At 49.9% G+C, this 22,621-nt stretch carries 22 protein-coding genes; 6 read left to right on the top strand and 16 right to left on the bottom strand.

Annotated features, from left to right (window positions below):
* Positions 1–138 precede the first annotated feature (138 nt).
* The 16 genes from WCN91_RS02535 to pspA all read right to left on the bottom strand — a co-directional run bounded on the left by WCN91_RS02535 (position 139) and on the right by pspA (position 16,016).
* Entirely contained in the window at positions 139–567 is a 429-nt protein-coding gene (locus WCN91_RS02535) for a CBS domain-containing protein (RefSeq protein WP_342675977.1), read from the bottom strand.
* An 88-nt stretch (positions 568–655) separates the two neighbouring features.
* Complete coding sequence (locus WCN91_RS02530; protein WP_342675975.1) at positions 656–1,690, bottom strand: isoaspartyl peptidase/L-asparaginase family protein; 1,035 nt, start codon at positions 1,688–1,690, stop codon at positions 656–658.
* Between the two features lie 374 nt (positions 1,691–2,064).
* Positions 2,065–3,981 carry a molecular chaperone HtpG gene (gene htpG / locus WCN91_RS02525; RefSeq protein WP_342675973.1) on the bottom strand — a complete coding sequence of 639 codons (1,917 nt, stop codon included), beginning with the start codon at positions 3,979–3,981 and terminating at the stop codon, positions 2,065–2,067.
* Positions 3,982–4,125: 144 nt separating this feature from the next.
* Positions 4,126–4,737: a recombination mediator RecR gene (gene recR, locus WCN91_RS02520; RefSeq protein ID WP_105199156.1), complete on the bottom strand. Its 612-nt coding sequence runs from the start codon at positions 4,735–4,737 to the stop codon at positions 4,126–4,128.
* A 99-nt stretch (positions 4,738–4,836) separates the two neighbouring features.
* Positions 4,837–5,088: a hypothetical protein gene (locus WCN91_RS02515; RefSeq protein ID WP_342675970.1), complete on the bottom strand. Its 252-nt coding sequence runs from the start codon at positions 5,086–5,088 to the stop codon at positions 4,837–4,839.
* Positions 5,089–5,234: 146 nt separating this feature from the next.
* Entirely contained in the window at positions 5,235–5,561 is a 327-nt protein-coding gene (locus WCN91_RS02510; protein ID WP_342675968.1) for a YbaB/EbfC family nucleoid-associated protein, read from the bottom strand.
* Positions 5,562–5,617: 56 nt separating this feature from the next.
* Positions 5,618–8,149, bottom strand: coding sequence for a DNA polymerase III subunit gamma/tau (gene dnaX, locus WCN91_RS02505; protein WP_342675966.1), 2,532 nt, complete (start codon positions 8,147–8,149; stop codon positions 5,618–5,620).
* Between the two features lie 3 nt (positions 8,150–8,152).
* Positions 8,153–8,698 carry an adenine phosphoribosyltransferase gene (gene apt, locus WCN91_RS02500; protein ID WP_342675964.1) on the bottom strand — a complete coding sequence of 182 codons (546 nt, stop codon included), beginning with the start codon at positions 8,696–8,698 and terminating at the stop codon, positions 8,153–8,155.
* Positions 8,699–9,070: 372 nt separating this feature from the next.
* Positions 9,071–9,415, bottom strand: a complete 345-nt coding sequence (locus tag WCN91_RS02495) for a 4a-hydroxytetrahydrobiopterin dehydratase (RefSeq protein WP_342675963.1) — start codon at positions 9,413–9,415, stop codon at positions 9,071–9,073.
* A 10-nt stretch (positions 9,416–9,425) separates the two neighbouring features.
* A complete protein-coding gene (gene phhA / locus WCN91_RS02490; protein WP_342675962.1) occupies positions 9,426–10,223 on the bottom strand; it encodes a phenylalanine 4-monooxygenase in 798 nt (265 codons plus the stop codon).
* Between the two features lie 237 nt (positions 10,224–10,460).
* A complete protein-coding gene (gene megL / locus WCN91_RS02485; RefSeq protein ID WP_342675960.1) occupies positions 10,461–11,645 on the bottom strand; it encodes a methionine gamma-lyase in 1,185 nt (394 codons plus the stop codon).
* A 109-nt stretch (positions 11,646–11,754) separates the two neighbouring features.
* On the bottom strand, positions 11,755–12,804 hold the full coding sequence (locus WCN91_RS02480) for a TIGR01620 family protein (protein ID WP_342675957.1): 1,050 nt from the start codon (positions 12,802–12,804) through the stop codon (positions 11,755–11,757).
* The gene (locus WCN91_RS02475) at positions 12,801–14,192 is read right to left on the bottom strand and encodes a YcjX family GTP-binding protein (protein WP_342675955.1); all 1,392 of its coding nucleotides are present in this window, start codon (positions 14,190–14,192) and stop codon (positions 12,801–12,803) included. Before WCN91_RS02475 ends, WCN91_RS02480 begins: the two co-directional genes overlap by 4 nt.
* A 442-nt stretch (positions 14,193–14,634) precedes the next feature.
* A complete protein-coding gene (pspC, locus tag WCN91_RS02470; protein ID WP_342675954.1) occupies positions 14,635–15,033 on the bottom strand; it encodes an envelope stress response membrane protein PspC in 399 nt (132 codons plus the stop codon).
* On the bottom strand, positions 15,030–15,263 hold the full coding sequence (gene pspB / locus WCN91_RS02465; protein ID WP_342675953.1) for an envelope stress response membrane protein PspB: 234 nt from the start codon (positions 15,261–15,263) through the stop codon (positions 15,030–15,032). The genes pspC and pspB overlap by 4 nt, the downstream gene beginning before the upstream one ends.
* An 81-nt stretch (positions 15,264–15,344) precedes the next feature.
* Entirely contained in the window at positions 15,345–16,016 is a 672-nt protein-coding gene (gene pspA, locus WCN91_RS02460) for a phage shock protein PspA (protein ID WP_342675951.1), read from the bottom strand.
* Between the two features lie 189 nt (positions 16,017–16,205).
* Between pspA and pspF the strand changes: the two genes are divergently transcribed.
* The 6 genes from pspF to WCN91_RS02430 are packed head-to-tail and all read left to right on the top strand — an operon-like array spanning position 16,206 to position 22,572.
* Entirely contained in the window at positions 16,206–17,297 is a 1,092-nt protein-coding gene (gene pspF, locus WCN91_RS02455) for a phage shock protein operon transcriptional activator (protein WP_342675949.1), read from the top strand.
* A 3-nt stretch (positions 17,298–17,300) separates the two neighbouring features.
* Positions 17,301–18,905 carry an ABC transporter substrate-binding protein gene (locus WCN91_RS02450; RefSeq protein WP_342675947.1) on the top strand — a complete coding sequence of 535 codons (1,605 nt, stop codon included), beginning with the start codon at positions 17,301–17,303 and terminating at the stop codon, positions 18,903–18,905.
* Positions 18,902–19,936, top strand: coding sequence for an ABC transporter permease (locus WCN91_RS02445; RefSeq protein ID WP_342675945.1), 1,035 nt, complete (start codon positions 18,902–18,904; stop codon positions 19,934–19,936). The genes WCN91_RS02450 and WCN91_RS02445 overlap by 4 nt, the downstream gene beginning before the upstream one ends.
* Positions 19,923–20,816, top strand: a complete 894-nt coding sequence (locus tag WCN91_RS02440) for an ABC transporter permease subunit (RefSeq protein ID WP_342675943.1) — start codon at positions 19,923–19,925, stop codon at positions 20,814–20,816. The genes WCN91_RS02445 and WCN91_RS02440 overlap by 14 nt, the downstream gene beginning before the upstream one ends.
* Entirely contained in the window at positions 20,816–21,811 is a 996-nt protein-coding gene (locus WCN91_RS02435; RefSeq protein WP_342675941.1) for a peptide ABC transporter ATP-binding protein, read from the top strand. Before WCN91_RS02440 ends, WCN91_RS02435 begins: the two co-directional genes overlap by 1 nt.
* Positions 21,811–22,572 (top strand): ATP-binding cassette domain-containing protein, encoded by a 762-nt coding sequence (locus WCN91_RS02430; protein WP_342675939.1) that lies wholly within the window; start codon positions 21,811–21,813, stop codon positions 22,570–22,572. The genes WCN91_RS02435 and WCN91_RS02430 overlap by 1 nt, the downstream gene beginning before the upstream one ends.
* The last annotated feature ends 49 nt before the right edge of the window (positions 22,573–22,621 follow it).

The raw sequence follows: 22,621 nt of genomic DNA, 5'->3' as shown, positions 1-22,621 counted from the left end.
CTAATTAACGGCATAAAATGGCCGCCCAGCTTAGCAAAATATCGCCTTAAAGTGTACTAGATGTGGTTATACCAATTCTCTTAAATAGCTAATCATTCTAGCGGGCTAAATCTGATCACATACTTAACAGAATTGGTATTAGACAAAGCGTTTCCCTGGCGCGTAATTGTCGTGTAAGTGCTTGTCCAGCGCCAACAAAATATGCGCTCGAGTAATGACTCCCATCAACTTACCCTGCTCATCACACACCGGATACATTTTCGGTTTATCTATCTTCATGTTTTCGGCGAGCGTCATCACGCTATGCTCTGGCGTGACACACAAGGGCTCCTTGGTCATCACATCACCAATCACGCAGTGCGCTTCGTTTTGATAAGTTGAATTAAGCATTTGTTGCAAGCAGTCTTGCTCGGAAACGAACCCTATGACGGTGCCGAGATCATCGACTACCGGACCACCGGTTTGACAGCTTTGAAGAAGTTTTTCCACCGCGCTTTCAATGGACATATCGGCTTTGAAAGTCACAGGTCTGTGGTTATAGTAATCAGCGACTTTGATAGATTGCATACGCACCCCCAAAATTATTAGCGCCAACATTGTAAATATAGTTGGCGCTAGGGATTTTGCGTAGCTGGTTTAGCGCAATTCGCCGTTATTATTCGTCTTTAAAAATAGCCACATAGGTTGGGGTTGTGCTGCTCTTACTGGCGCGATACATGCCTTTGGTATTAAAAGGCATGCTGATATTACCCTTGGCGTCGACTATGATCACTCCGCCTGTGCCACCGGCTTCAAACATGGGCCCAAAGATCACCTCGTTACCGGCCTGCTCTATGCTCTTGCCTTGGTATTGCACCCGGGCGCAAATATCGCTCGCTACCTGGTAGCGGATAAAGTATTCACCATGACCCGTGGCCGATACCGCACAGGAGGCATTATCGGCAAAGGTACCTGCGCCTATTACAGGCGAGTCCCCAATGCGACCAAAGCGCTTGGCGGTCATGCCGCCTGTGCTTGTGCCTGCGGCGATATTACCCTGGCTATCGAGTGCAACCGCACCGACCGTGCCCATCTTGTATTGGCTTGGCAAGGCCTGATGCAGGGCCTGATAATCCTTGGTGGCCGGTTTGGCCTTATCCAGCTTTTCCTTGGCTTTAAGCAGGGCTTCATAACGATGCTCGGTATCAAATATACTGTTTTCCACCAGTTTCATACCCTGCTGCTGGGCAAATTCTTCCGCCCCTTCCCCGCTTAACATGACATGCACAGAATTTGTCATCACCAAACGAGCTAAATCGATAGGGTTTTCAATATATTTAACCCCGGCTACGGCGCCCGCTGCACGGGTACGACCATCCATAATCGAGGCATCGAGCTCATGCTCACCCTCGTAGGTGTACACAGCGCCTTTACCGGCATTAAAGTAAGGGGAATTCTCCAGCACATTAATGGCCGCATTGATGGCATCCAGGCTGGCACCGCCTTGCGCTAACACCGCATAGCCAGCTTCCACCGCCTCGGTTAATTTAGCGCGATACGCCTTTTCTTGCTCCGGCGTAAAACGGGCCTTCTCAATGGTCCCGGCCCCACCGTGAATGGCAATGGCTATGGGATCCGCAGGAATATCTGCTAGCGACGAAAAAGAAGAAAGACTAAGAAGTGCCAAGGCACCGAGTAAAGACGATTTCATATCTTGCTCTAATGATGGAAATAAGAGCATTCCACTATGCGCAATGTTCTTAACTGGCGCAAGCACTTGCGATAAAGCGTCTTTTTCCTTTTAAAGTGGGTGTCTGCGTTAAGGTGGGTGTCTGCGTTAAGGTGGGTGTCTGCGTTAAAGTAGGTGTCTGCGTTAAAGTGGGTGTCTGCGTTAAGGTGGGTGTCTGTTAAAGTGGGTGTCTGCGTTAAGGTGGGTGTCTGCGTTAAAGTGGGTGTCTTTAAAGTGGGTGTCTTTAAAGTGGGTGTCTGCGTTAAAGTGGGTGTCTGCGTTACTGTTTTCCCGCAACGATTTACCGGCATAAAAAAACCCGAGTGGTTGGACTCGGGCTCTTTGGTTGGGATAACTTATTTGCTTAAATCCAGCATCAGCTTATTCAATCGGGTTACAAACCCGGCCGGGTCTTTTAAGCTGCCACGCTCGGCAAGCAAGGCCTGATCCAGCAGTACCTCTGACCACTGAGTAAACTTGTCTTCATCCTGCTCGTCGTTAAGGTGCTTAACCAGCTGGTGCTCAGGGTTAAGCTCAAACACTGGCTTAGTTTCCGGTGCCTTTTGACCGACGGACTCCATGAGCTTGATCATCTGTGAGCTCATATCGTGTTCATCGGCAACCACACAGGCCGGTGATTCCGTTAGACGATGGGTAAAGCGTACTTCTTTGACCTTATCGCCCAGTGCCGTTTTAATGCGCTCAAGCAAGCCTTCCACTTCCTTCTCAGACTCTTCTTGGGCCTTTTTGCTCTCTTCGTCGTCAAGGTCACCTAAGTCCAAGTCGCCGCGAGTGATCGACTGGAACTGCTTGTCTTGGAACTCGGTGAGGTGGCTCATCATCCACTCGTCAACACGGTCGCTCAGCAGCAAGACTTCGATGCCCTTCTTGCGGAAGATCTCTAGGTGTGGCGAGTTCTTCGCCGCCTCAAAGCTGTCGGCAACAACGTAGTAAATCTTATCCTGACCTTCGCTCATACGCTCGATGTACTGCTCAAGCGACACATTCTGCGTGGCTTCATCCGTGTGCGTTGAAGCAAAGCGCAGCAGCTTGGCAATGGCTTCTTTATTCGCCATGTCTTCCGCCGGACCTTCTTTGATCACGCTGCCGAATTCATCCCAGAAGGTTTGATACTCTTCTGGCTTGTTCTTACCCATGCGATCCAGCATTTTCAACACGCGAGACGTACAGCCCTTGCGAATTGTTTGGGTGATCTTGTTGTCTTGTAGAATCTCACGGGATACGTTTAGCGGCAGGTCGTTTGAGTCCAGCAGACCTTTTACAAAACGCAGGTAGCTTGGCATAAACTGCTCGGCGTCATCCATGATAAATACGCGTTGTACGTATAGTTTTAAGCCGCTTTGACGCTCGCGGTTATACATATCAAAAGGTGCGCGTTTAGGAATGTACAGCAAGCTGGTGTATTCTGTTTTACCTTCCACCTTGTTGTGGGCCCAGGTCAAAGGCTCTTCCCAGTCATGACCTACGTGCTTGTAGAACTCCTGGTATTCTTCATCGCTTATCTCAGACTTATCACGAGTCCACAGCGCTTCGGCCTTATTGATGACTTCCCAGTGACCTGGTTGCGCCTCGATTTTCTCACCGTCCGGGCCTTCTGTTTCTGGCACCGGCTCACGGTACATCTCTACCGGAATGGCGATATGATCTGAGTATTTATTAACTATGCCGCGCAGGCGGAAATCATCGAGGAATTCTTTTTCATCGTCGCGCAGGTGCAAAATGATTTCGGTACCTCGGCTGTCTTTTTCGATCTCGGCCAGGGTGTAATCGCCCTCACCTTTTGATTCCCATTCGATAGCATGCGTTTCACCGGCCTTGCGCGTGCGCACGGTTACTTTGTCGGCCACGATAAAGGCCGAGTAGAAACCCACACCGAATTGACCAATCAGCTGAGAGTCTTTCGCTTGGTCGCCGGTCAGGTTTTTGAAAAATTCGGCGGTGCCTGATTTCGCAATGGTACCAAGGGCGCTGATCACTTCATCACGGGTCATACCTATACCGTTATCGGCAATGGTTACCGTGCCCTTGTCCTTATCGGCGCTGATACGCACCTTGAGTTCTGCATCGCCTTCGTACAGGTCGCCGTTTTCAAGGGCTAAAAAGCGCAGTTTATCTGCGGCATCAGAAGCATTCGATACCAGCTCACGCAGGAAAATTTCTTTGTTTGAATACAAAGAGTGGATCATTAAGTTAAGCAGTTGCTTTACTTCAGTCTGAAAGCCAAGCGTTTCTTTTTCTGATGTTGCTGTCATTTCTCTCTCCGTTAGCAAACAGGTTCAACTGAGTAGGTTGATAACCAGATATGCTCTTGTATATGGGGTGATGCAGTTGGGATTCAAGAGAGAAAAAACGAAAAAAGCGCCAAAAGGCGCCTTTTTGCTGGATTTTAGAGCAAATCAATCGTCAAAGGTGACCTGCTTACGACCGTTAAAGGCATGGGATAAGGTCATGCCATCAACCAGATCTAATTCGCCACCGACAGGAACGCCGTGAGCGATACGTGAAGCACCCACCTGGTATTGCTTGCACAGCTCGGCAATATAATGGGCTGTGGTCTCGCCCTCTACCGTGGGGTTAGTTGCTAGGATCACCTCGTTGATCCCTCCCGCAGCCAGCTTCTGCTCGAGCACATCCAGGCCAATTTCTTTTGGACCTATGCCATCAAGGGGTGACAAGTGACCCATTAACACAAAGTACAGACCCTGATAATGCCCGGTTTGCTCCACCGCTAATACGTCGCTGGGCGATTCCACCACACACAGCAAGCCGGAATCCTGGCGTTTAATATTACCGCACAGCTCGCACTGCTCTTGCTCGGTAAAAGTACGACAACTGTTGCAATGACCAATATCCACCATGGCCTGACTTAACGCAGCGCCCAATTGGCTGCCGCCCTCACGGTCGCGCTCCAATAAGTGAAAGGCAATCCGCTGAGCCGATTTCGGGCCTATGCCCGGTAAACAACGCAAAGCATCAACAAGTTGAGTTAATTTTGGCGAAAGCTGCATGTAAATTCCGATTAAGCTGCGACACTGTGTAATTCAGCGCTCTATTATGTGGCGTTAAGGTATCAAAACCAAGCGCAAAAGTATAAGGAGTTGTTAACCCTAGTTTGAGGCCGACTCAACCAGCTCTCGATATGGCGTAACTTTAAGTTCTGACTGAGCGCTGTGTTTCTCATACAAGAAAGTGGTCGAGCCACCACCCTCTTTGTAGGCATTAATCATACGTATAAAGGGGACTTTAAATTCTTCTATTGCCTGAAGGGCTTTTAAGCTTTGGTCGTCGGCCTGAACGTGTGTCGAACCAAGTGCTAACAGTGTCGTCGTCATTAAAATTGAGGTTAGTTTGAACTTCATAGCTGAGTATCCTTTCTCTTGGTTTTTTACGGGGGTCTTATTGTGATGCCAATGATAACGCACCTGAGTCCCTATACGTATTGCTCTTAGGTACTAACAGGCAAAAAAATAGCGCCCTAAGGCGCTAATTTTTATATGGTTCTTAATTAGAACGGCATTTTAAAGCCAGGAGGTAAGTTCATACCACCTGTTACTTCTGACATGCGTTTTTGGCTTTCTTCAGCCACGCGACGTACGGCGTCGTTACAAGCCGCTGCAAGCAAGTCTTCAATCATATCCTTGTCGTCTTCCATCAAGCTTTCATCCAGCTCAACGCGACGCACATTGTGGCTACCCAGCATGGTTACTTTAACCAGACCAGCACCGGCTTCACCTGTTACTTCTAAGTTTGCGATTTCTTCTTGGGCTTTTTGCATGCGCTCTTGCATTTGCTGCGCTTGCTTCATCATGTTACCCATTCCACCTTTAAACATAGTGTTCTCTCTTCATTTAAATCTATGCTGGCAAAGATAAGGCCAGCGAGGAAAAATTACAATGGCTGCACCGAGTTTTCATCAAGGTTCGCCGAAAATTGTGTCATTAAGCGCTGCACATTGCTATCACCGTGCATGGCCGCCACCGCCTGTTGCAAACGCTGGGCGTCGAGTGCTTCTTGGATCAGTTTCGGGGTGCCCGCCACCTCGGGGCTAAACGCGATGTGCAATTCGATGGGCTCGCCCAGTTGCTCGCTAAAACATTGCACCAAGCGTTCACGCAACGCCGGTCCATCGAGGTGTTGCTGACTGGCGTCGACTTGCAAAAACACCTGCCCTTGTTCCTTACGGTAACAGCTTTGCAAGGCAAACTGACGGGTACGCCCACCCAGATTCATCTCGTCTATCAAGGCCGCCCAGGCATCTTGCTGATGGGCAAATTTGATGTCGCTAATGCTGCTGGTAAAGCCCTCAGGCACTGGTATCACCAAGGGTTGCTCTTGCGCCTCGGTATTTGTCGCCGGTGCCTGCAACTGTTGCAGCAACTCGGGGGCCAGCTTTTGCGGGTCCGGCTGATGCCTATCAAGTAGGCGCTGCGCCGGCGTTTGCTTACGCTTAGCCGCTTCTAGCTGCTGTTGCTGTTGCTGTTGCTGTTGCTGTTGCTGTTGCTGTTGCTGTTGCTGTTGCTGAGCAGGCTCAGGCGTGGCAACTGCAGTTGCAACTGGGGTATCAAAATAACTTGGTGATGCGCTTAGTTCGGCCCGCTCACCTCGGGCCGCTGCCTTTTTTAGGTCATCGCCACCTTGGGTCACTTCATTACGGCTTTGCGCCCTTTGGCCAGGTGCGGCTGAAGGCGCAGGCGTTGCCAACTTACGGTTTTGCAAAATACGGGCGATGGCCGATTGAGTTTGCTCTTCTAATGCGTGCAGCTGCTCGGCCGGCGCCGCCTGAGCTTGACTGTCCTGCTCAGCGTTAGCTGGCTGCATTTGCTCAGCACTTACTGACTGCATTGGTTCAGCACTTACTGACTGCATTGGCTCAATGCGGGGTTGCGCTTGCTCTTGGTCTTGTTCTTGAGCAGTGCCCTGAGGTGCTGGCTCTGGTGCGCCTTGGTGCTGAAGTACAGGCTCTGCTGTAGTAGGCTGCACTGGCTCGCCGCCCTGATAGCCTAACTCTTGAGCTTGTTCTAACACGGCATCAAATTGCGCCGCTGCTTCTTGCTCCTGCGCTACTTGCTCTTGCGCTATTTTCTCATCCATTTCTACAGCTGGTGCAGAGGATACAGAAGGCACAGAAGGTGCGGAAGCTACGTCAGGTGCAGCAACAGGCGCTGTCGCCACAGGTGCTGCCACAGGCTCTGGCTTAGCAGCCTTGGGAGCTGAAGCCAGCTCAGTATTATTGCGGGCCAGCATGGCACGCAGATTGGCCGCTTGCTCTTGGCCCGAGGCCTTAGGGCTGGCCATCTCGCTCACAATGGTTTGCGTTGTTGGCATAGATGCTAAGGCCGCAGGCTCGAAGGCCAATAAACGTAACATCAGCATTTCAAAGCCCACCTGTGTCGAGCTGCTCCATTGCAAATCACGTTTACCGCTTAACAGCAGTTGATAAAGAGTGTGAATGTGCTGAGGGTCGGCAGTGTTGGCCGCCGCACTTACGTATTCGGCGTCGCGCTCGCTAAGCGCCGCAGCACTTGGCACCAACTGAGTCAGCTGAATGCTGTGCATCAGATTTAATAAGTCATCCAGCACAGCAACATAATTAGGATTGCGCTGCGCTAAAGCTCGGGTTTGCTGCATCAGCTCGGCGCCATCGTGCAACAGCACGGCACTCAGTAGCTGCTGAGCAAAACGCACATCCATCAGACCGAGCATGTCTTTGACCGCTTCTTCCACCAGCTGGCCATTGGTTTGGGCTATGGCTTGGTCCGTCAGGCTTAAGGCATCACGCATACTGCCGTCGGCAGCCTTAGCCAATACCGCCAGTGCCGAGTCTTCAAAATGGATCTGTTCCTGGCCGAGAATATGCTGCAACTGGGTGCTGATCTGGGGCACAGATAAGGCACTGAGATTAAACTGCAAACAGCGAGATAAGATGGTCACCGGCAATTTTTGCGGATCGGTCGTCGCCAGCAAGAATTTCACATGCTCGGGGGGCTCTTCTAAAGTCTTTAACAGCGCATTAAAGCTGTGTTTGGAGAGCATGTGTACCTCATCGATTAGGTACACCTTGAATTGGCCGCGTGTTGGTGCATATTGCACGTTATCAAGGATTTCCCGCGTATCTTCAACCTTGGTGCGCGATGCCGCATCGATTTCGATAAGATCTATGTACTTACCCGCTTCGATATCTAAGCAGGTGCTACATTGGCCACAGGGCTGAGCAGAAATGCCCTGCTCACAGTTCAGGCTCTTGGCAAAGATACGGGCGATGGTGGTTTTACCCACGCCTCGCGTCCCAGTAAACAAATAGGCATGGTGCAAACGCTGCTCATTTAGCGCGTTAACCAAAGCTTGTTTTACATGGTCTTGACCAACAAGTTGGTGAAAGGTTTGCGGTCGCCATTTCCTGGCAAGAACCTGATAGCTCATTGCTTAATCGCCTTCGAATTCGACTAGTTTAAATACGTCAATTCCCTGTTGGCGCACGCGTTGCTCACCACCTAAATCAGGTAAGGAAACAACAAAGGCCGCATGAGTTGCTTCGCCGCCAAGTTTGGCAACGAGTTTAGCTGTGGCTTCAATGGTGCCGCCAGTTGCTAATAAATCATCAACTAACAATACCTTATCGCCGGCCACTATGGCGTCTTGGTGCAGCTCCAGGGTATCTTCACCATATTCTAACTGGTAGCTTTGTGCAATGACCGCACGAGGTAATTTGCCCGGCTTACGCACAGGAATAAAAGGAATACCCAGTACATAGGCCATGGGTGCAGCAAAGATAAAGCCACGGGATTCGGTACCAATGATCTTGGTAAAGCCCTGGTCTTTATACTTATTCACCATGTGATCTATGGTCAGCTGTAATGCCTTGGGGTCGGCTAACAGGCTGGTAACGTCACGGAACATAATGCCCGGTTTAGGATAATCGGCAACCGTGGCAATGGATTGCTTGATGTAATCAAGATCAGCAGCGCTCATAACTCATTTCATATTTTGTTTTGTTCAGCGCTGCATTATATACGTAAACGATTTGAAGATACATGCTTGGGCGCTATCACAGGGGCTTCAATACACGGGGTGATAATGTGCCGACGAGCCCCTTTTTAGTTATACCAATTCTGTTAAGTATGTGATCAGATATAGCGCTGGATAAATGATGTGATAGCAAGGCGGAATTTTTCTTATGTAGTTATTCTCCATAGGAAAATTCCAACGCAGTTAGCATGATATTTAGCCCGCTAGAATGATTAGCTATTTAAGTGAATTGGTATTACATTAACAGGGTGTGAAAAACAAAAAAGCCACCTTGCTAGCAAGTAGCGAGGTGGCTCAAACACGGAAAGTATTTAATTATAGAGCTGCAAAAACCGCGTCTGTTTTCGCCGCACAGATGAAATCATTCTTGTGCAAACCTTTAATAGAGTGTGACCACCAAGTGATGGTTACCTTGCCCCACTCAGTCAGAAGACCTGGGTGGTGACCTTCTTCTTCAGCCATGGCGCCTACTAGATTAGTGAACTCTAGTGCTTGCTTGAAGTTTTTGAACTTAAATACACGCTCAAGCTGCATAATGCCATCACGTACTTCAGGCACCCACTCAGGGATATCTTTGATCAATACTGCCAATTCATCATCTGACACCTTAGGCGCATCCGCACGACACGCTTCACATTTTTGTGCGCTTAATTCAGACATTACTAATTCCTTAACTTGCTAATTTTTCTTTAGGGGGAAATTTTGGCTCAAACAAGCCTAATTCTTTTGCTTTAGCTACTAACGCCATTAAATCCATTTGAGAAATATCAAATAAATCATGGATAGAGTTAATGGTGTAGTAAACAGGTTGCATAATATCGATTCTGTAAGGCGTGCGCAGCACATCCTGTACATTCATTGGGTTAATTTCCGGCTGTTCACCGTAAACATACTGAGTCTCACCCGGGCTCGATAAGATGCCACCACCATAAATACGCAGGCCTTTCTCGGTTTGCATTAGACCAAACTCAACGGTAAACCAGTATAGACGCGCCAGATATACGCGGTCTTTTTTATCCGCCGCATAGCCTAGCTGGCCGTATTTATGCGTAAACTCGGCAAAATCCGGGTTGGTCAGCATGGCGCAGTGACCAAAGATCTCGTGGAAAATATCCGGCTCTTGCAGATAGTCGAACTCTTCACGGGTACGAATAAAGGTCGCTACCGGGAATTGCTTGTTGGCCAACAGGCGGAAAAACTCATCAAAGTCGATAAGCGCTGGTACAGGGGCAACCTGCCAGCCGGTTTCACGCTCTAGTACTTCGTTCAGCTCATGCAACTGCGGAATACGATCATGTGGCAGGTTAATTTTCTTTAACCCTTCCAGGTACTCGTCACACGCCTTGCCTTCGATACAGGCCAGTTGACGCTCAACCAGTTCTGCCCAAATTTGATTTTCTTCATCGCTCCAGTGGATCACGCCGTTTTCATCGGGTGTCTTGGAAACATACTTGCTTGACTTAGCCATAATAACCTTTGCATCTTCGACCAACCGCGTACCTAGATACGCCATTGGCAACTAATCTGTGTTAACCAGATACTAAGTAAAAGTACGAAAATTTGTAATAGATGGAGCCGATATGGGTTTTGGGCAAACCCATAAATACGTAAAGATAAAAATACACTGCGGTTTCAAAAAATAAACACCCCTTTATTCAAAAGGGGCGCAACGATAATTGATGTAACGTTATTGATACAGTCAATTTTAAATGGATGCCAAACCCATTTCTAAATCCGCAATAATTTCATTAACATCTTCAAGGCCAATGGAAATTCGAACCAGGCCATCGCTGATCCCAGCCGTGCGGCGCTGCTCAGGTTCATAGGTAGAGTGTGTCATCGAAGCCGGATGCTGTATCAGGGTTTCGGTGTCACCTAAACTCACCGCCAAGGTGCAAAGCTTAAGCGAATTAATAAAGGTCTCCGTCTTTTCTAACGAGGCTTTAAGCTCGAAGGCGATCACCCCGCCCGCATCTTTCATTTGCGTGCCGATAAAGGCATGACCGGGATCGCTTTTAAGCCCTGGGTAATACACCTTTTCAATCTTTTTGTGCGCACCTAGATACTCGGCGACTTTATGCGCTCCCTGACAATGGGCTTTCATACGTACCGACAAGGTTTTTAAACCGCGCAGGATCAGCCAGGCATCGAACGGACTCATGGTGGCACCTATGTCTTTAAGCACAGTAAATTTTATGGTTTCTATATGCTCGGCACTACCACACACCAGGCCAGCCACTACATCGCCATGACCATTTAGGTATTTGGTGGCGCTGTGTACCACTAAATCCGCGCCCAAGATGGCTGGTTTTTGCAACAAGGGCGTCAAGAAGGTGTTATCAACAACGCTTATCAGCTTGTGCATTTTGGCAAAGGCGCAGATCTGCTCAAGATCATACACCTTCATATTCGGGTTAGCCGGGGTCTCCAAAAAGACCATTTTAGTGTTGGCTCGGCGCGCCGCTTTTATGGCGTCCAGATCGCTGAAATCGACAAAGGTCACTTCAACACCATAGCGAGTGAGCAGATGACTAAATAAGGCATAGGTGCAGCCATACACTGTGCTCGAAGCGATCAGGTGATCGCCGGCGCTTAAAAAGCTCATCACAGCTGCCGACACCGCGCCCATACCCGTGGCGCACGCCGCCGCATCTTCGCACTGCTCTAACGCCGCGAGTCTTTCTTCCAATTCACGTACCGTGGGGTTGCCCAGGCGCGAATAAATATAACCCGCTTCTTCACCGGCAAAGCGTGCGGCCCCTTGCGCCGTGTTGTCGAAAATAAAAGTAGAGGTTTGGTATAAAGGCGCGGCCAGCGCCCTGTGGGGATCCTGTCGACCTTGCATGCTGTGGATGCAAAGAGTGTCGTCTGTATATGTGTGCTTGCTCATAATGCCACCTTTTTTCTTTTAAAATAGGGGCATAACTGTTGGAAAAACAAGCAAGCTAGCCGCTTGGACGGCCAGCTAACACCATTTTAGGGCCAAAAAAGCGTCAACCTTAGTTGACGTTCTTTTGCTCTTCATTATTTTGCTTATCGACCCGAGCCAGACGACTGGCCAAACTTTTCACCGTGGCCCTAAGTAAGGAAGGCTTGGCTTCAAGGCGCGGTAAGGGACGACAGAGCTCCATGGTTTTATAACCGATGCGCGCGGTAAGCACACCGGCACTAAGGCCCTGCGCCGCCCGGGTCGACAACACGCTCAATAACTTGCCGCCAAAAGCCGTGGCGGCCAAATCGGCGAGCATTTCGGTGGAGCCGACAAACAGCATCTGTTTAAGCAAGCTGCGATATAAACGCACGCGACTCATATAACCGAGCGCCAGGCCATAGTTATTAGCCAAGGTATCCACCAGCTTTAAACCACGCCATAGCACCGCCAGCATATCAACCACGGCCAAGGGGCTGACCGATACCAGCACAGCAGACTCCACCGCATAACGATTGATCAACTGCTTGGCCTGGTTGTCCTGACTGACCAATAAGGTATCGCGATATAAGATCATCACCTCGCGGTCGCTTAAATGATCGCCAATGCGGGCCTTAAAGGTTTCAAACTCAGGATGATTTTGAATTTGGTTCACACTTTGCAGCCAGGGCAAGGCCTGTCCTATTTGCTCGCTTTCAAGCAAACGTTCGGCCTTCTGCTGATGATGTTGGTTGACCTTTAAGCGCTTTAAATTGACCAGTTCACGCCACAGCAAGCGCCCCATTAATAACACAGCCAGAGCGATCACGGCGCTGTATAAGGCGCCTAACCACCAGGCGGTGGCAAAGCTGGCCATAATACTTAGCCCGGTTTCCACTAGGATTAAGCTCAGTAGTAAAAAAACGAATAAGCGTTTTAATAAGGAGCCCTTACGGCCCTTGATGGTCGTTTCGATACTTTGTTCAAGCTCAGACTCATCACCAAACAGGGCTTCTTCATCACTGACGGGGGCCTGCTCGGTGCGCGCCACTATTTGCGCACTTTTTAGTTCTTCTGCGCCCTGCTTAGGGCCTTGCTCTTGTATGCGGCGTCCGGCGTTTAGCTTTACTTCATCGCTCATCGCAGCTTATCTCCCAATAAAAATTCTAAGGCATGGTCGAGGCGCATATGACGCAGCTTGCCGTCATTACCAGGCAGCGGCGCAAAATCAATATAATCAAAGCCTTGTTTTGGCCACTGGCCTTCACTTAAGCGATGCCTCGGCGGCTGTGGCGGTAAATAGGTGAGCCAGTTTCCTTCACTCAAGGGTTTACCGTAAATACAATGCAGATCACGGCCCTGCTCGCTCACCGTCTTGCTTTGGGTGGCACATACCCCGGCCATGGCCATGGTGTCCACTTCAACACCGGCAAAGGCAAGCTCGTTGGCCTTGGCCTTTACTAAGTCATGGAGCAGCAAGGCGAGATCTTGATGATAATTAACCCCCACCTGATCCGCCTTATTGGCCACAAATAGCAGCTTATCTATATTGGGGCGAAACAAGCGTCGCAACAGGTTGCTTTTACCATATTCAAAAAACGCCAGTAGCTCGGTGATGGCTTCGGCCTGCTCGGCAAAAATATCCGGGCCGAGTTTTAACGCCTGAAGTAAATCCACCAACACCACCTGGCGGTCAAAGCGGCAGAAATAGTCCTTATAAAACGGCTTAACCACCTGATTTTTATAGGCCTCAAAGCGTGCCTCCAGCTGCTTATACTGGGTGTTTTCGCCCTGCTCATCCGGCGTTGGGCATGGGAAAAAGGCCAACAGTGGCGCCCCTTCCAGTTCACCGGGAATAAGCATGCGCCCGGGCTGCAAATTGGCGGCATGGGCATGGGCCTTTATCGCCGTTAACGCCTGCTTATATTCATTGCTGAGCACCTTAAGCTGCCCCTCGTCCACCTGAGCCTGACTATCGAAGTCTGCCAGTTGCGCTAAAAAAGCCTCGCTATGAACACGACGTACCTTAGAGTTAAGCATGGTGAGCTGGCGTTCACTCCAGGTGGCGTAATCCATATTCAACATGGGCAAGTCCATTAACCATTCGCCGGGATAATCGATTAAATCTATGGTCAGGGTTGCGGTATCGCCAAGTTGCGCCCGCAGCCCGCGTTCGGGGCGATAGCGCATGGCCAGGCGCAAGGTATTAATGCGCTTGGTGGATTGTGGCCATTGCGGTGGCTCCTGAGTAATGCTTTCAATCGCATGACGATAGCCAAAAGTTGGAATATTCAGCGCTTTTTGTGGCACCTGGGCGGTCGCTATATGGCGACCTTCGCGCATAACCCGAAAAAACGGCAGGTTTTTATCATTGGCCTGCTCGGTTAAATGATGCACCAAGGCGGTAATAAACGCGGTTTTGCCGCTGCCTGACAGGCCGGTCACCGCTAGTGTGATATGACCATCAAGGGTGCGCTGCAGTGTTTTTTTAGCTTTATCTTTGAGTGTATCAAGGCGAGAGTAGGACAAATTAGCTCCTTTATCCTTAAGTGCAACTTAGCTGAATATAACAATAAAAGGATAAGCCGACGAGATCGGCTTATCCATGCGGCAGGATGGGATTAGGGTCTGTTGACCTTTGTTGTTTGTTTCTGCAGCAGTTTGTAGTGTATTTATACAAGGCGGCACATGTGTAGTGTAGTTATTCTACATAAACATGTAACAACACAGTAGAAATGCGCTACAAACGCTGCCCTACGGGTTCATCTAAACGCATCCTGCTCTGTGTTACTCGCTATGAACATAGGCGAGCAAGACCGAAGCAATGCTTCGCAGCTTAGCGAGGTGAGCGCATGGATGCGCGATGTAACCAAGCTTCATGGATGAATTTGACCACATAAATCAGTGATTATATTCATCAGAATGCGTTTAGATTGAACATAAAGTAAACCGCAAAGATAAACAGACCCTATTAAAGTTTGTTTATTTCTCGGCTCACCGTAAAGGTCGGCGATGTCACATGGGTTTCCATGCGTTGGATACGCGTATCCAAATCCGTCATAAACTCCTTCAAATCTTTTAGCGCCTTGCGTGGCGGCTCACCCTTTTGCCACACCTTGGCTTTCACCTCACCCACATGTACCGCTTTTTTCGCCTCACCTTTGGAATCCTCGGCAGGTTTAGTGTCGAGAATAAACCAGGCGGCAATATAGGCCACAACGGGCAGCGAGCCACCGGAAAGCAGTACGGCGGTGACGAAAACAATGCGTACCAGCCACAGTTCGATATTAAAGTAGTCGCTGATCCCCGCACAGACCCCGGCTAATTTACCGCGTTTGGGGTCGCGATAGAGTTCGCGTTTAGTGCTCATACCTTATTCCTCCACTGCGGCGATTCCTGATCTAGCAAGGTTTCCAGCGTATGAATACGTTCGGCCATTTTCTCAGCTTTATGCGCCAGCTCATTCAATTGACGATGCTCGTGCTCGCTAAGACCCTGGCTTACTTGCTTTTTACTGCGATAGTGCAAAATTAGCCACAGCGGCGCCACTATCACCAAAAATATAACTATAGGGGGCATTAATAAATCAAAATCAAACATCTTCCTCTCCTGCCTGTTGCTTCGGCGTATTATAAGTGTGGGCGTAGCTTTGAAACTTGTCGAGCTCGCCCACTATCATTGTTATTCTGCTTTATCGCTTTTACCCATTTTCGCTTTAAGCGCCGACAATTCGTCGTCGATCTTCTCGTCTTTTTCCAACTGTTCGATCTCGTCGGAAAGTGACTTTTGACCTAGCTCGTAAGACTCAACCTGGGCTTCTAAACCGTCGATTTTAGTTTCATAACGCTCAAACTTATCAAGGGCATCCTGCACCTTGTTGCCATCAAGGGTTTTCTTTATATCAAGGCGCGATTGCACCGAACGCTGACGCAGAATAATGGCTTTTTGACGAGCCTTGGCATCGCTGAGCTTTTCCTGCAAGGTGCTGATCTCTTGCTGTAGCTTGTTGATGTGCTCTTCAACGTGCTCCATCTCGCGCTCTAAAGCCACTTGAGCTTCCGCCGCCTTGTTCTTTTCGATAAGCGCCGCACGAGCCAGGTCATCACGGTCTTTCGACAGTGCCAGCTCGGCTTTTTCCTGCCACTGCTCAACCTGTTTGTTCAGCGTTTCCAAACGACGGCTAAGGTCTTTCTTTTCCGCCAGTGTTTTTGCCGAAGTAGAACGCACCTCAACCAAGGTGTCTTCCATTTCCTGAATGATCAGGCGTACCATCTTTTCAGGATCTTCGGCCTTGTCTAAAATGGCATTGATATTCGAATTAACGATATCTGCAAAACGTGAGAAAATTCCCATAATCTTATACCTCAAATGTAGAAGTCTTCGTTGACTACTCTAGGTGGTATCAAGTAACTTGCCAACTTTGAAATAACTTAATAAAAGCATATTTTTCATTTAGTTACACCACTTTCAACAAACCACTTTCTAATCACGGAATAATAAAATACACTAAGCTTTAGCAAAAATTACTAAGAGTTAGTGTAAATGAGTCAGTTTCGTAAAAATGACAATCTACTCGGCCAATCCGACAGCTTTTTATCCGTACTTGACCAGGTTTCGCAACTGGCGCCGTTGGATAAGCCGGTGCTGGTTATTGGCGAGCGCGGTACAGGTAAAGAGCTGATCGCCGCGCGTTTGCACTATCTCTCGCGCCGTTGGGACCAAAACTATGTCAGCCTCAACTGCGCGGCATTGAACGAAAATCTGCTTGAAAGCGAGCTTTTCGGCCATGAAAGCGGTGCCTTTACCGGTGCCAGCAAACGCCATGAAGGCCGATTCGAGCGCGCTAATGGCGGCACCCTGTTCCTCGATGAACTCGCCAATACCCCGGCGGCGGTGCAGGAAAAACTGCTGCGCGTTATTGAATACGGTGAGTTTGAACGAGTCGGTGGCCGCGCGCCTATCAAGGTCGACACCCGACTAATATGCGCCACCAATGAAGACTTACCCGCCCTGGCCGACCAAGGGCACTTTCGCCATGACCTGCTCGACCGCCTGGCCTTTGATGTGATCACCTTGCCGCCACTGCGTGAGCGCCAGGAAGATATACTGTTATTAGCAGAGCACTTCGCCATTAACATGGCCCGCAGTCTGGGCTGGGAGCTTTTCAGCGGCTTTACCACCCGCGCAAAACAAGCCCTGCAGGAATACCACTGGCCCGGTAATGTGCGGGAATTGAAAAATGTTATCGAGCGCAGTCTTTATCGTCACGGCAGTGAAGACCTGGCGGTACACAGCATACATCTCGACCCCTTTGCCAGTCCATTTCGACCGCAAGCCTCGAGCAACCGAAAAGCTGCTATGCCCTCACCAAGTGCTCACGAGCCAGCAGCGAGCGCAAATGTTTCAGCCGCGACAACGGCGCCGAGCAGCCCGACCCTGCCCGGCTTTAGCTTCCCTTGCGATCTAAAGCAGCTATCCGCCGAATACGAAACCGAACTGTTGCGCCAAGCGCTTAAATTTAGTCAATTTAATCAAAAGAAAACTGCACAAATGCTCGGATTAACGTATCATCAACTGAGAGGATATTTAAAGAAATACAATTTGCTTGATTCGCAGCAAAAACAAGAGGCTTAGCCCGTGTATAAATGGTTGTTAGGCACAGTGGCGGTGGTTCTCGCCGGGTGCCAAAATGAAGATGCCCGCTATGCGCCCATAGAAGGCATGGTGTACTGCGCCGAAGCCAACCCGGTGTCGTTTAACCCTCAGGTCACCACCTCAGGCTCCACCATAGACCTCATTTCCAAACAACTGTACAACCGTTTATTGCGTATCGACCCGGTCACCGGTGAGTTTATTCCCGAGCTTGCCACCAGTTGGCAAATCAATAAAGATGGCACCGAAGTTACCTTTAAACTGCGTCAAGATGTGCAGTTTCATACCACAGCTTATTTTACGCCAACACGCTTGTTTAACGCCGATGATGTGGTTTTTTCCTTTAATCGTTTATTCGATGTTTATAACCCCTATCACTTTGTCGGCGAAGCCAATTATCCATATTTTCAAAGTGTTGGCTTAGATCAGTTGATCCGCAATATTCGCAAAGATTCAGAATATCAGGTGACCTTTGAGCTTTTTAACGCCGAGAGCAGCTTTTTAGCTAACCTGGCCACCGACTTTGCCGCCATCACTTCGCAGGAATATGCCATGGAGTTGATGCAAAGCGAGCGTATGGAGCTGTTCGATCAGTATCCTGTGGGCACGGGCCCCTTTGTTTATCGCGAGTATCAACGGGACCGCTTTATTCGCTATTACAGCCACCCCGATTACTGGGAGCATCAGGTGAACCTCGACCAACTGGTATTCGATATCACCCCCAACGGCACCACGCGCATTGTTAAGCTGTTGACCAAGGAATGCGATGTTACCCCGCACCCCAGTGCCACTCAGCTCGATGTATTACGCGAGCGCAGCGACATAGACTTGCAGCAACAGGACAATTTAAATATCGGCTACTGGGCCTTTAACACAGAGCGTGTGCCCTTTAACAACCCCGAGGTGCGTCGTGCCCTCGCCCACGCCATTAATGTCGAAAAAATCATGCAAGCTGTATATTACGGCCAAGGCGTTAAGGCTACTTCTATGTTGCCGCCCATCAGCTGGGCCTATCAGGAACAACATAACTTACCCGGATACAACCCGGACAGGGCCCGCGAGCTACTGGCCGAGGCCGGCTATGAAAATGGCTTTGAAATGAGTATTTGGGCCATGCCGGTGAGCCGGATTTACAACCCCAACGCGCGTAAAATGGCGGAGCTAATGCAGAGCGACTTGCGCGAGGTGGGTGTGAAGGTGCGCATCGTCGAATACGAGTGGAACACCTTCTTACAGCGCGTCGATGAACATCGTCACGACAGCGTGTTATTGGGCTGGGCGGCCGACACCCCGGACCCGGACAACTTCTTTAGTCCCTTACTCAGTTGTGCCGCAACCTTCAGCGGTAAAAACCCGGCCAACTGGTGTAACCCGGAATTCGACTTTTTGCTCACCCAGGCCCTAGACACCACGGACCAAGCCGAGCGCAAAGAGTTTTATGTTAAGGCCCAGCAAATGATCGCCGAGCAATTGCCGCTGCTGCCTTTGGCCCACGGTAAGCGCTCACAGGCCAATGATGCCAATATCCAAGGCATTACCCTAAGCCCGTTTGGTGGTATTTCCCTAGCCCACGCGAGTAAAGAGCCATGATGTTTGAATTTGCCATTCGCCGGTTCTCGCTGCTGCTGTTTATGCTCTTTACCCTGAGCCTGTTTACCTTTTCCCTGGGCTATCTGTTTCCCGGAGAGCCGCTCACCAATTTCAGTGGCATCGAAACGGCAGGCTTTTCACAAAGCGCTGACCTACGCGCCAAGTACCATCTCGATGAGGGCTATATCAGCCAGTATCTGGCCTTTGTCGGGCGTATTCTCCAAGGGGATTGGGGCTTATCCTTTGCCTCGGGAGATCCGGTTTTTAGTCATGTACTTACCTTGGCACCGGCCACCTTCGAGCTTGCCGTGTATGCCTTGTTGGTCTCGGTGATTATCGGTGTTCCCGCTGGTATTCTGGCAGCGCTGTCGCAAGGTCGTTGGCCCGATAAGCTGATCAGCGGCATCACATTGGTGGGTTATTCGGTGCCCATATTTTGGCTGGCGCTGTTATTGATCATGGTGTTTTGCCTGCAGTTGGGTCTGTTCCCCATGTCCGGGCGCATCAGTTTATTGTATGAAATACCCGCCAGCACCCACTTTATGCTCCTTGATGTGATGCTTGCCGGTTTCCCCTATGGCGGTCAGGCCTTTACCGATGCCCTACACCACCTGGCACTGCCAACCCTGGTGCTGGCCACCTACCCGACCACGGTATTGGTGCGCTTTACCCGCGATTCCATGCTTAATGTACTCGAACAAAATTACATAAAAACCGCGCGCGCCAAGGGTCTGAGTCGTCGTCAGTTGATTATTCACCATGCCCTGCGCAACGCCTTGCTGCCGGTCATTAAGCAAATTGGTTTGCAGTTTAGCGCCTTGATCACCCTGGCAATGATCACCGAGGTGATTTTCTCTTGGCCGGGTATAGGCCGTTGGCTTATCGACAGTATTTATCAGCGTGACTTCCCGGCTATTCAGGGTGGCCTGTTAGCCATTTCCATGTTTATTATTTTTGCGACTATTTTCACCGAGTTACTCTATACCCTGCTCGACCCGATCTCACGGAATCAAGCGCATGGCAAACTTTAAATTATTTACCGAGCAATCCAATACCTCGCCGCTTTCAAGACTGTGGCGTAAATTTAGGGCCAACCACGTTTCTCTGGTCGGTCTTTGGTTGTTCCTAGCGCTAACTGTGTTAGCCGCTACCGCGCCCATGTTGGCACCTTATGGTATTAATGAGCAGCACGCCGATGCGCTGCTCATCCCGCCATCCTGGCACGAAGACGGTGATGTGCGCTTTATTCTTGGAACCGATGATCTGGGCCGTGATGTGCTCTCCAGGCTAATGAACGGCGCCACCTACACCTTTGGCCTATCTATAGTGGCGGCGCTGGTGACCACGCTCGTGGGCGTGTTGGTGGGTACGGTTGCTGGGATCAGCCGCGGACTGCGGGCCAGCCTTTTGAATCACCTGCTCGATATCACCCTGTCCATTCCCTCGTTGCTGCTGGCTATTATTATTATTGCCATACTCGGTCCGGGTTTGATGAATACCGTCTGGGCCATTATTTTCGCACTGCTGCCGCAATTTATTCACTCGGTACGCAACCTGGTGGTGGAAGAGCTGAGCAAGGACTATATCAGCGCCTTTCGTTTGGACGGTGCTAACCATTGGCAAATTTTAGTGCGCGGTATTTTCCCCAACATCTATGAGCGCATCGTGGTTATCTTCACCATGGCCTTGTCGCTGGCAATCCTCGATATTGCTGCCCTGGGCTTTTTAAAGCTCGGTGCCCAGCCCCCAACCGCAGAATGGGGTGCGATTTTGGCGGAAAACCTCGGCTTAATTTATCTGGCGCCTTGGACCGTAGCGCTGCCGGGGATCTTGCTATTCTTGGCGGTACTCTCCACCAACCTGGTTGGCGATGGCCTGCGCAATGTACTTAAAGAGCGACGGGCGGACTGATGCAGTTACTTGATATTCGCAACCTCACAATAGAGCTCAAGACCTCGGACTCCATTATTCGTGTGGTCGATGGTGTTAACTTCAGCCTTAAAGAAGGTGAAGTGCATGCCCTTATTGGTGAGTCTGGCTCGGGAAAAAGCCTAATAGCCAAGGCGCTGGTCGGTGCCTTAAACCAACGCTGGGAAGTACGTGCAGACCGCATGCATTGGCGCGGCGTGGATTTAATGCGGCTGTCCGATGAAAAACGCCGTAAGCTGGTAAGCCAGGACCTGGCAATGATCTATCAAGAGCCAAGTCGCTGCCTTGACCCGACGGCGAAAATCAGCGATCAGCTCGAAGAAAGTATTCCCGAAACCGATCACAGTGGCAATATTTTCCAACGTCGCCGCGCAAAGAAAAAACGGGTGCACGCCCTGTTACATAAGGTTGGTATCAAGGAGCACTCCAAGGTGCTTTCAAGCTACCCTCACGAGCTCTCCGAAGGCATATGCCAAAAGGTGATGATCGCCATGGCCATCGCCCGCTCACCGCGCCTGCTTATTGCCGATGAGCCGACCACGGCACTCGATAGCACAACGCGAGCTCAGGTATTCAGACTGTTAAAAAGTTTAAACCAGCTGAAAAACATGTCCATCTTGATGATCTCCCATGAACTTGAGGAGCTCACCGACTGGACTCATGGCATAAACGTACTCTATTGCGGTCAGATGGTAGAAGCTGGGCCGACCGAACAAGTCTTTGCCCATCCGCGTCACCCCTATACCAAGGCATTACTACAAAGCCTGCCCGACTATGATATGGCACTAGGTCATAAACAACCTCTGTATGCCCTAAAAGGCACTATACCGACCTTGCAACACCTTCCCATAGGTTGTCGTCTAGGCCCTCGTTGTCCTAACGCACAAAAAGCCTGTGTGGTAACGCCCAAACTGGAAAAAGAGCATGGCCACAGTTATGCCTGCCATTTTCCACTGCATAAGCAGGAGGAAAGCTGATGCAACCACTTCTTAAAGTGCAAGCACTGAATAAGCTGATCAATGTCCGTGCCGGCTTGCTTAGCCATAAAAAGGTGGCTCTGCTCAAGGATATCTCCTTTTGTATTGGTCTGGGCGAAACCCTGGCGGTCATCGGCGAGACGGGAGCAGGCAAAAGTACCCTGGCCAAGGTTTTGGCTGGTGCCGATGAAGTCAGTAGCGGGCAAATTATTCTTGAAAGCGAGCTAATTAAGGATGGCCCCAAACATTTAGGCGATAGCAGCGCCATCCGCATGATATTTCAAGACCCGACCACCTCGCTAAATCCGGCACTGACCATAGAGGATACTCTGGACGATTGTCTGCGCTTTAACACGAATTTAAACGCTGCCGAGCGTCTGGAAAAAATCAAGCAAACCTTATCTAAGGTGGGCTTACTGGTCGAGCATCGCCACTATTATCCGCATATGTTTTCCGGCGGTCAGCTACAGCGGGTGGCGCTGGCAAGAGCGCTGATCCTAGACCCTAAGGTCTTGGTACTTGATGAAGCGCTCTCTTCCTTAGACCCTTCGGTACGAGCGCAAACGGTAAACCTGCTGTTAGAGCTGCAGCGCGAGACGGGTTTAAGTTATGTGCTGATCACCCACCACCTGAGCCTGGTAAAGCATATGAGCGATCAGGTGATGGTGCTGGATCATGGCGAGATCGTCGAATACGGTAACACTCAAGAGATATTCGCCAATCCGCAATCGAAAACCTGTCAGCGTCTGCTGATCTGCTAACGCTAAACACTTTCAACAAACGTAAAAAAGGCCGCAAATGCGGCCTTTC

Origin of the sequence: Pseudoalteromonas qingdaonensis (assembly GCF_038739665.1) — a bacterium.
In the GTDB taxonomy this organism is placed as follows: domain Bacteria; phylum Pseudomonadota; class Gammaproteobacteria; order Enterobacterales; family Alteromonadaceae; genus Pseudoalteromonas; species Pseudoalteromonas qingdaonensis.
This window is presented reverse-complemented; position numbering and strand designations above follow the sequence as displayed.

Coding starts and splice junctions, on each gene's coding strand:
- pspF (WP_342675949.1), top strand. CDS start 16,206: ATGAGTCAGTTTCGTAAAAATGACAATCTACTCGGCCAATCCGACAGC.
- WCN91_RS02440 (WP_342675943.1), top strand. CDS start 19,923: ATGGCAAACTTTAAATTATTTACCGAGCAATCCAATACCTCGCCGCTT.
- pspB (WP_342675953.1), bottom strand. CDS start 15,263: ATGTTTGATTTTGATTTATTAATGCCCCCTATAGTTATATTTTTGGTG.
- WCN91_RS02435 (WP_342675941.1), top strand. CDS start 20,816: ATGCAGTTACTTGATATTCGCAACCTCACAATAGAGCTCAAGACCTCG.
- apt (WP_342675964.1), bottom strand. CDS start 8,698: ATGAGCGCTGCTGATCTTGATTACATCAAGCAATCCATTGCCACGGTT.
- pspA (WP_342675951.1), bottom strand. CDS start 16,016: ATGGGAATTTTCTCACGTTTTGCAGATATCGTTAATTCGAATATCAAT.
- phhA (WP_342675962.1), bottom strand. CDS start 10,223: ATGGCTAAGTCAAGCAAGTATGTTTCCAAGACACCCGATGAAAACGGC.
- megL (WP_342675960.1), bottom strand. CDS start 11,645: ATGAGCAAGCACACATATACAGACGACACTCTTTGCATCCACAGCATG.
- WCN91_RS02515 (WP_342675970.1), bottom strand. CDS start 5,088: ATGAAGTTCAAACTAACCTCAATTTTAATGACGACGACACTGTTAGCA.
- WCN91_RS02445 (WP_342675945.1), top strand. CDS start 18,902: ATGATGTTTGAATTTGCCATTCGCCGGTTCTCGCTGCTGCTGTTTATG.
- WCN91_RS02530 (WP_342675975.1), bottom strand. CDS start 1,690: ATGAAATCGTCTTTACTCGGTGCCTTGGCACTTCTTAGTCTTTCTTCT.
- WCN91_RS02430 (WP_342675939.1), top strand. CDS start 21,811: ATGCAACCACTTCTTAAAGTGCAAGCACTGAATAAGCTGATCAATGTC.
- WCN91_RS02535 (WP_342675977.1), bottom strand. CDS start 567: ATGCAATCTATCAAAGTCGCTGATTACTATAACCACAGACCTGTGACT.
- pspC (WP_342675954.1), bottom strand. CDS start 15,033: ATGAGCACTAAACGCGAACTCTATCGCGACCCCAAACGCGGTAAATTA.
- dnaX (WP_342675966.1), bottom strand. CDS start 8,149: ATGAGCTATCAGGTTCTTGCCAGGAAATGGCGACCGCAAACCTTTCAC.
- recR (WP_105199156.1), bottom strand. CDS start 4,737: ATGCAGCTTTCGCCAAAATTAACTCAACTTGTTGATGCTTTGCGTTGT.
- WCN91_RS02495 (WP_342675963.1), bottom strand. CDS start 9,415: ATGTCTGAATTAAGCGCACAAAAATGTGAAGCGTGTCGTGCGGATGCG.
- WCN91_RS02480 (WP_342675957.1), bottom strand. CDS start 12,804: ATGAGCGATGAAGTAAAGCTAAACGCCGGACGCCGCATACAAGAGCAA.
- WCN91_RS02510 (WP_342675968.1), bottom strand. CDS start 5,561: ATGTTTAAAGGTGGAATGGGTAACATGATGAAGCAAGCGCAGCAAATG.
- htpG (WP_342675973.1), bottom strand. CDS start 3,981: ATGACAGCAACATCAGAAAAAGAAACGCTTGGCTTTCAGACTGAAGTA.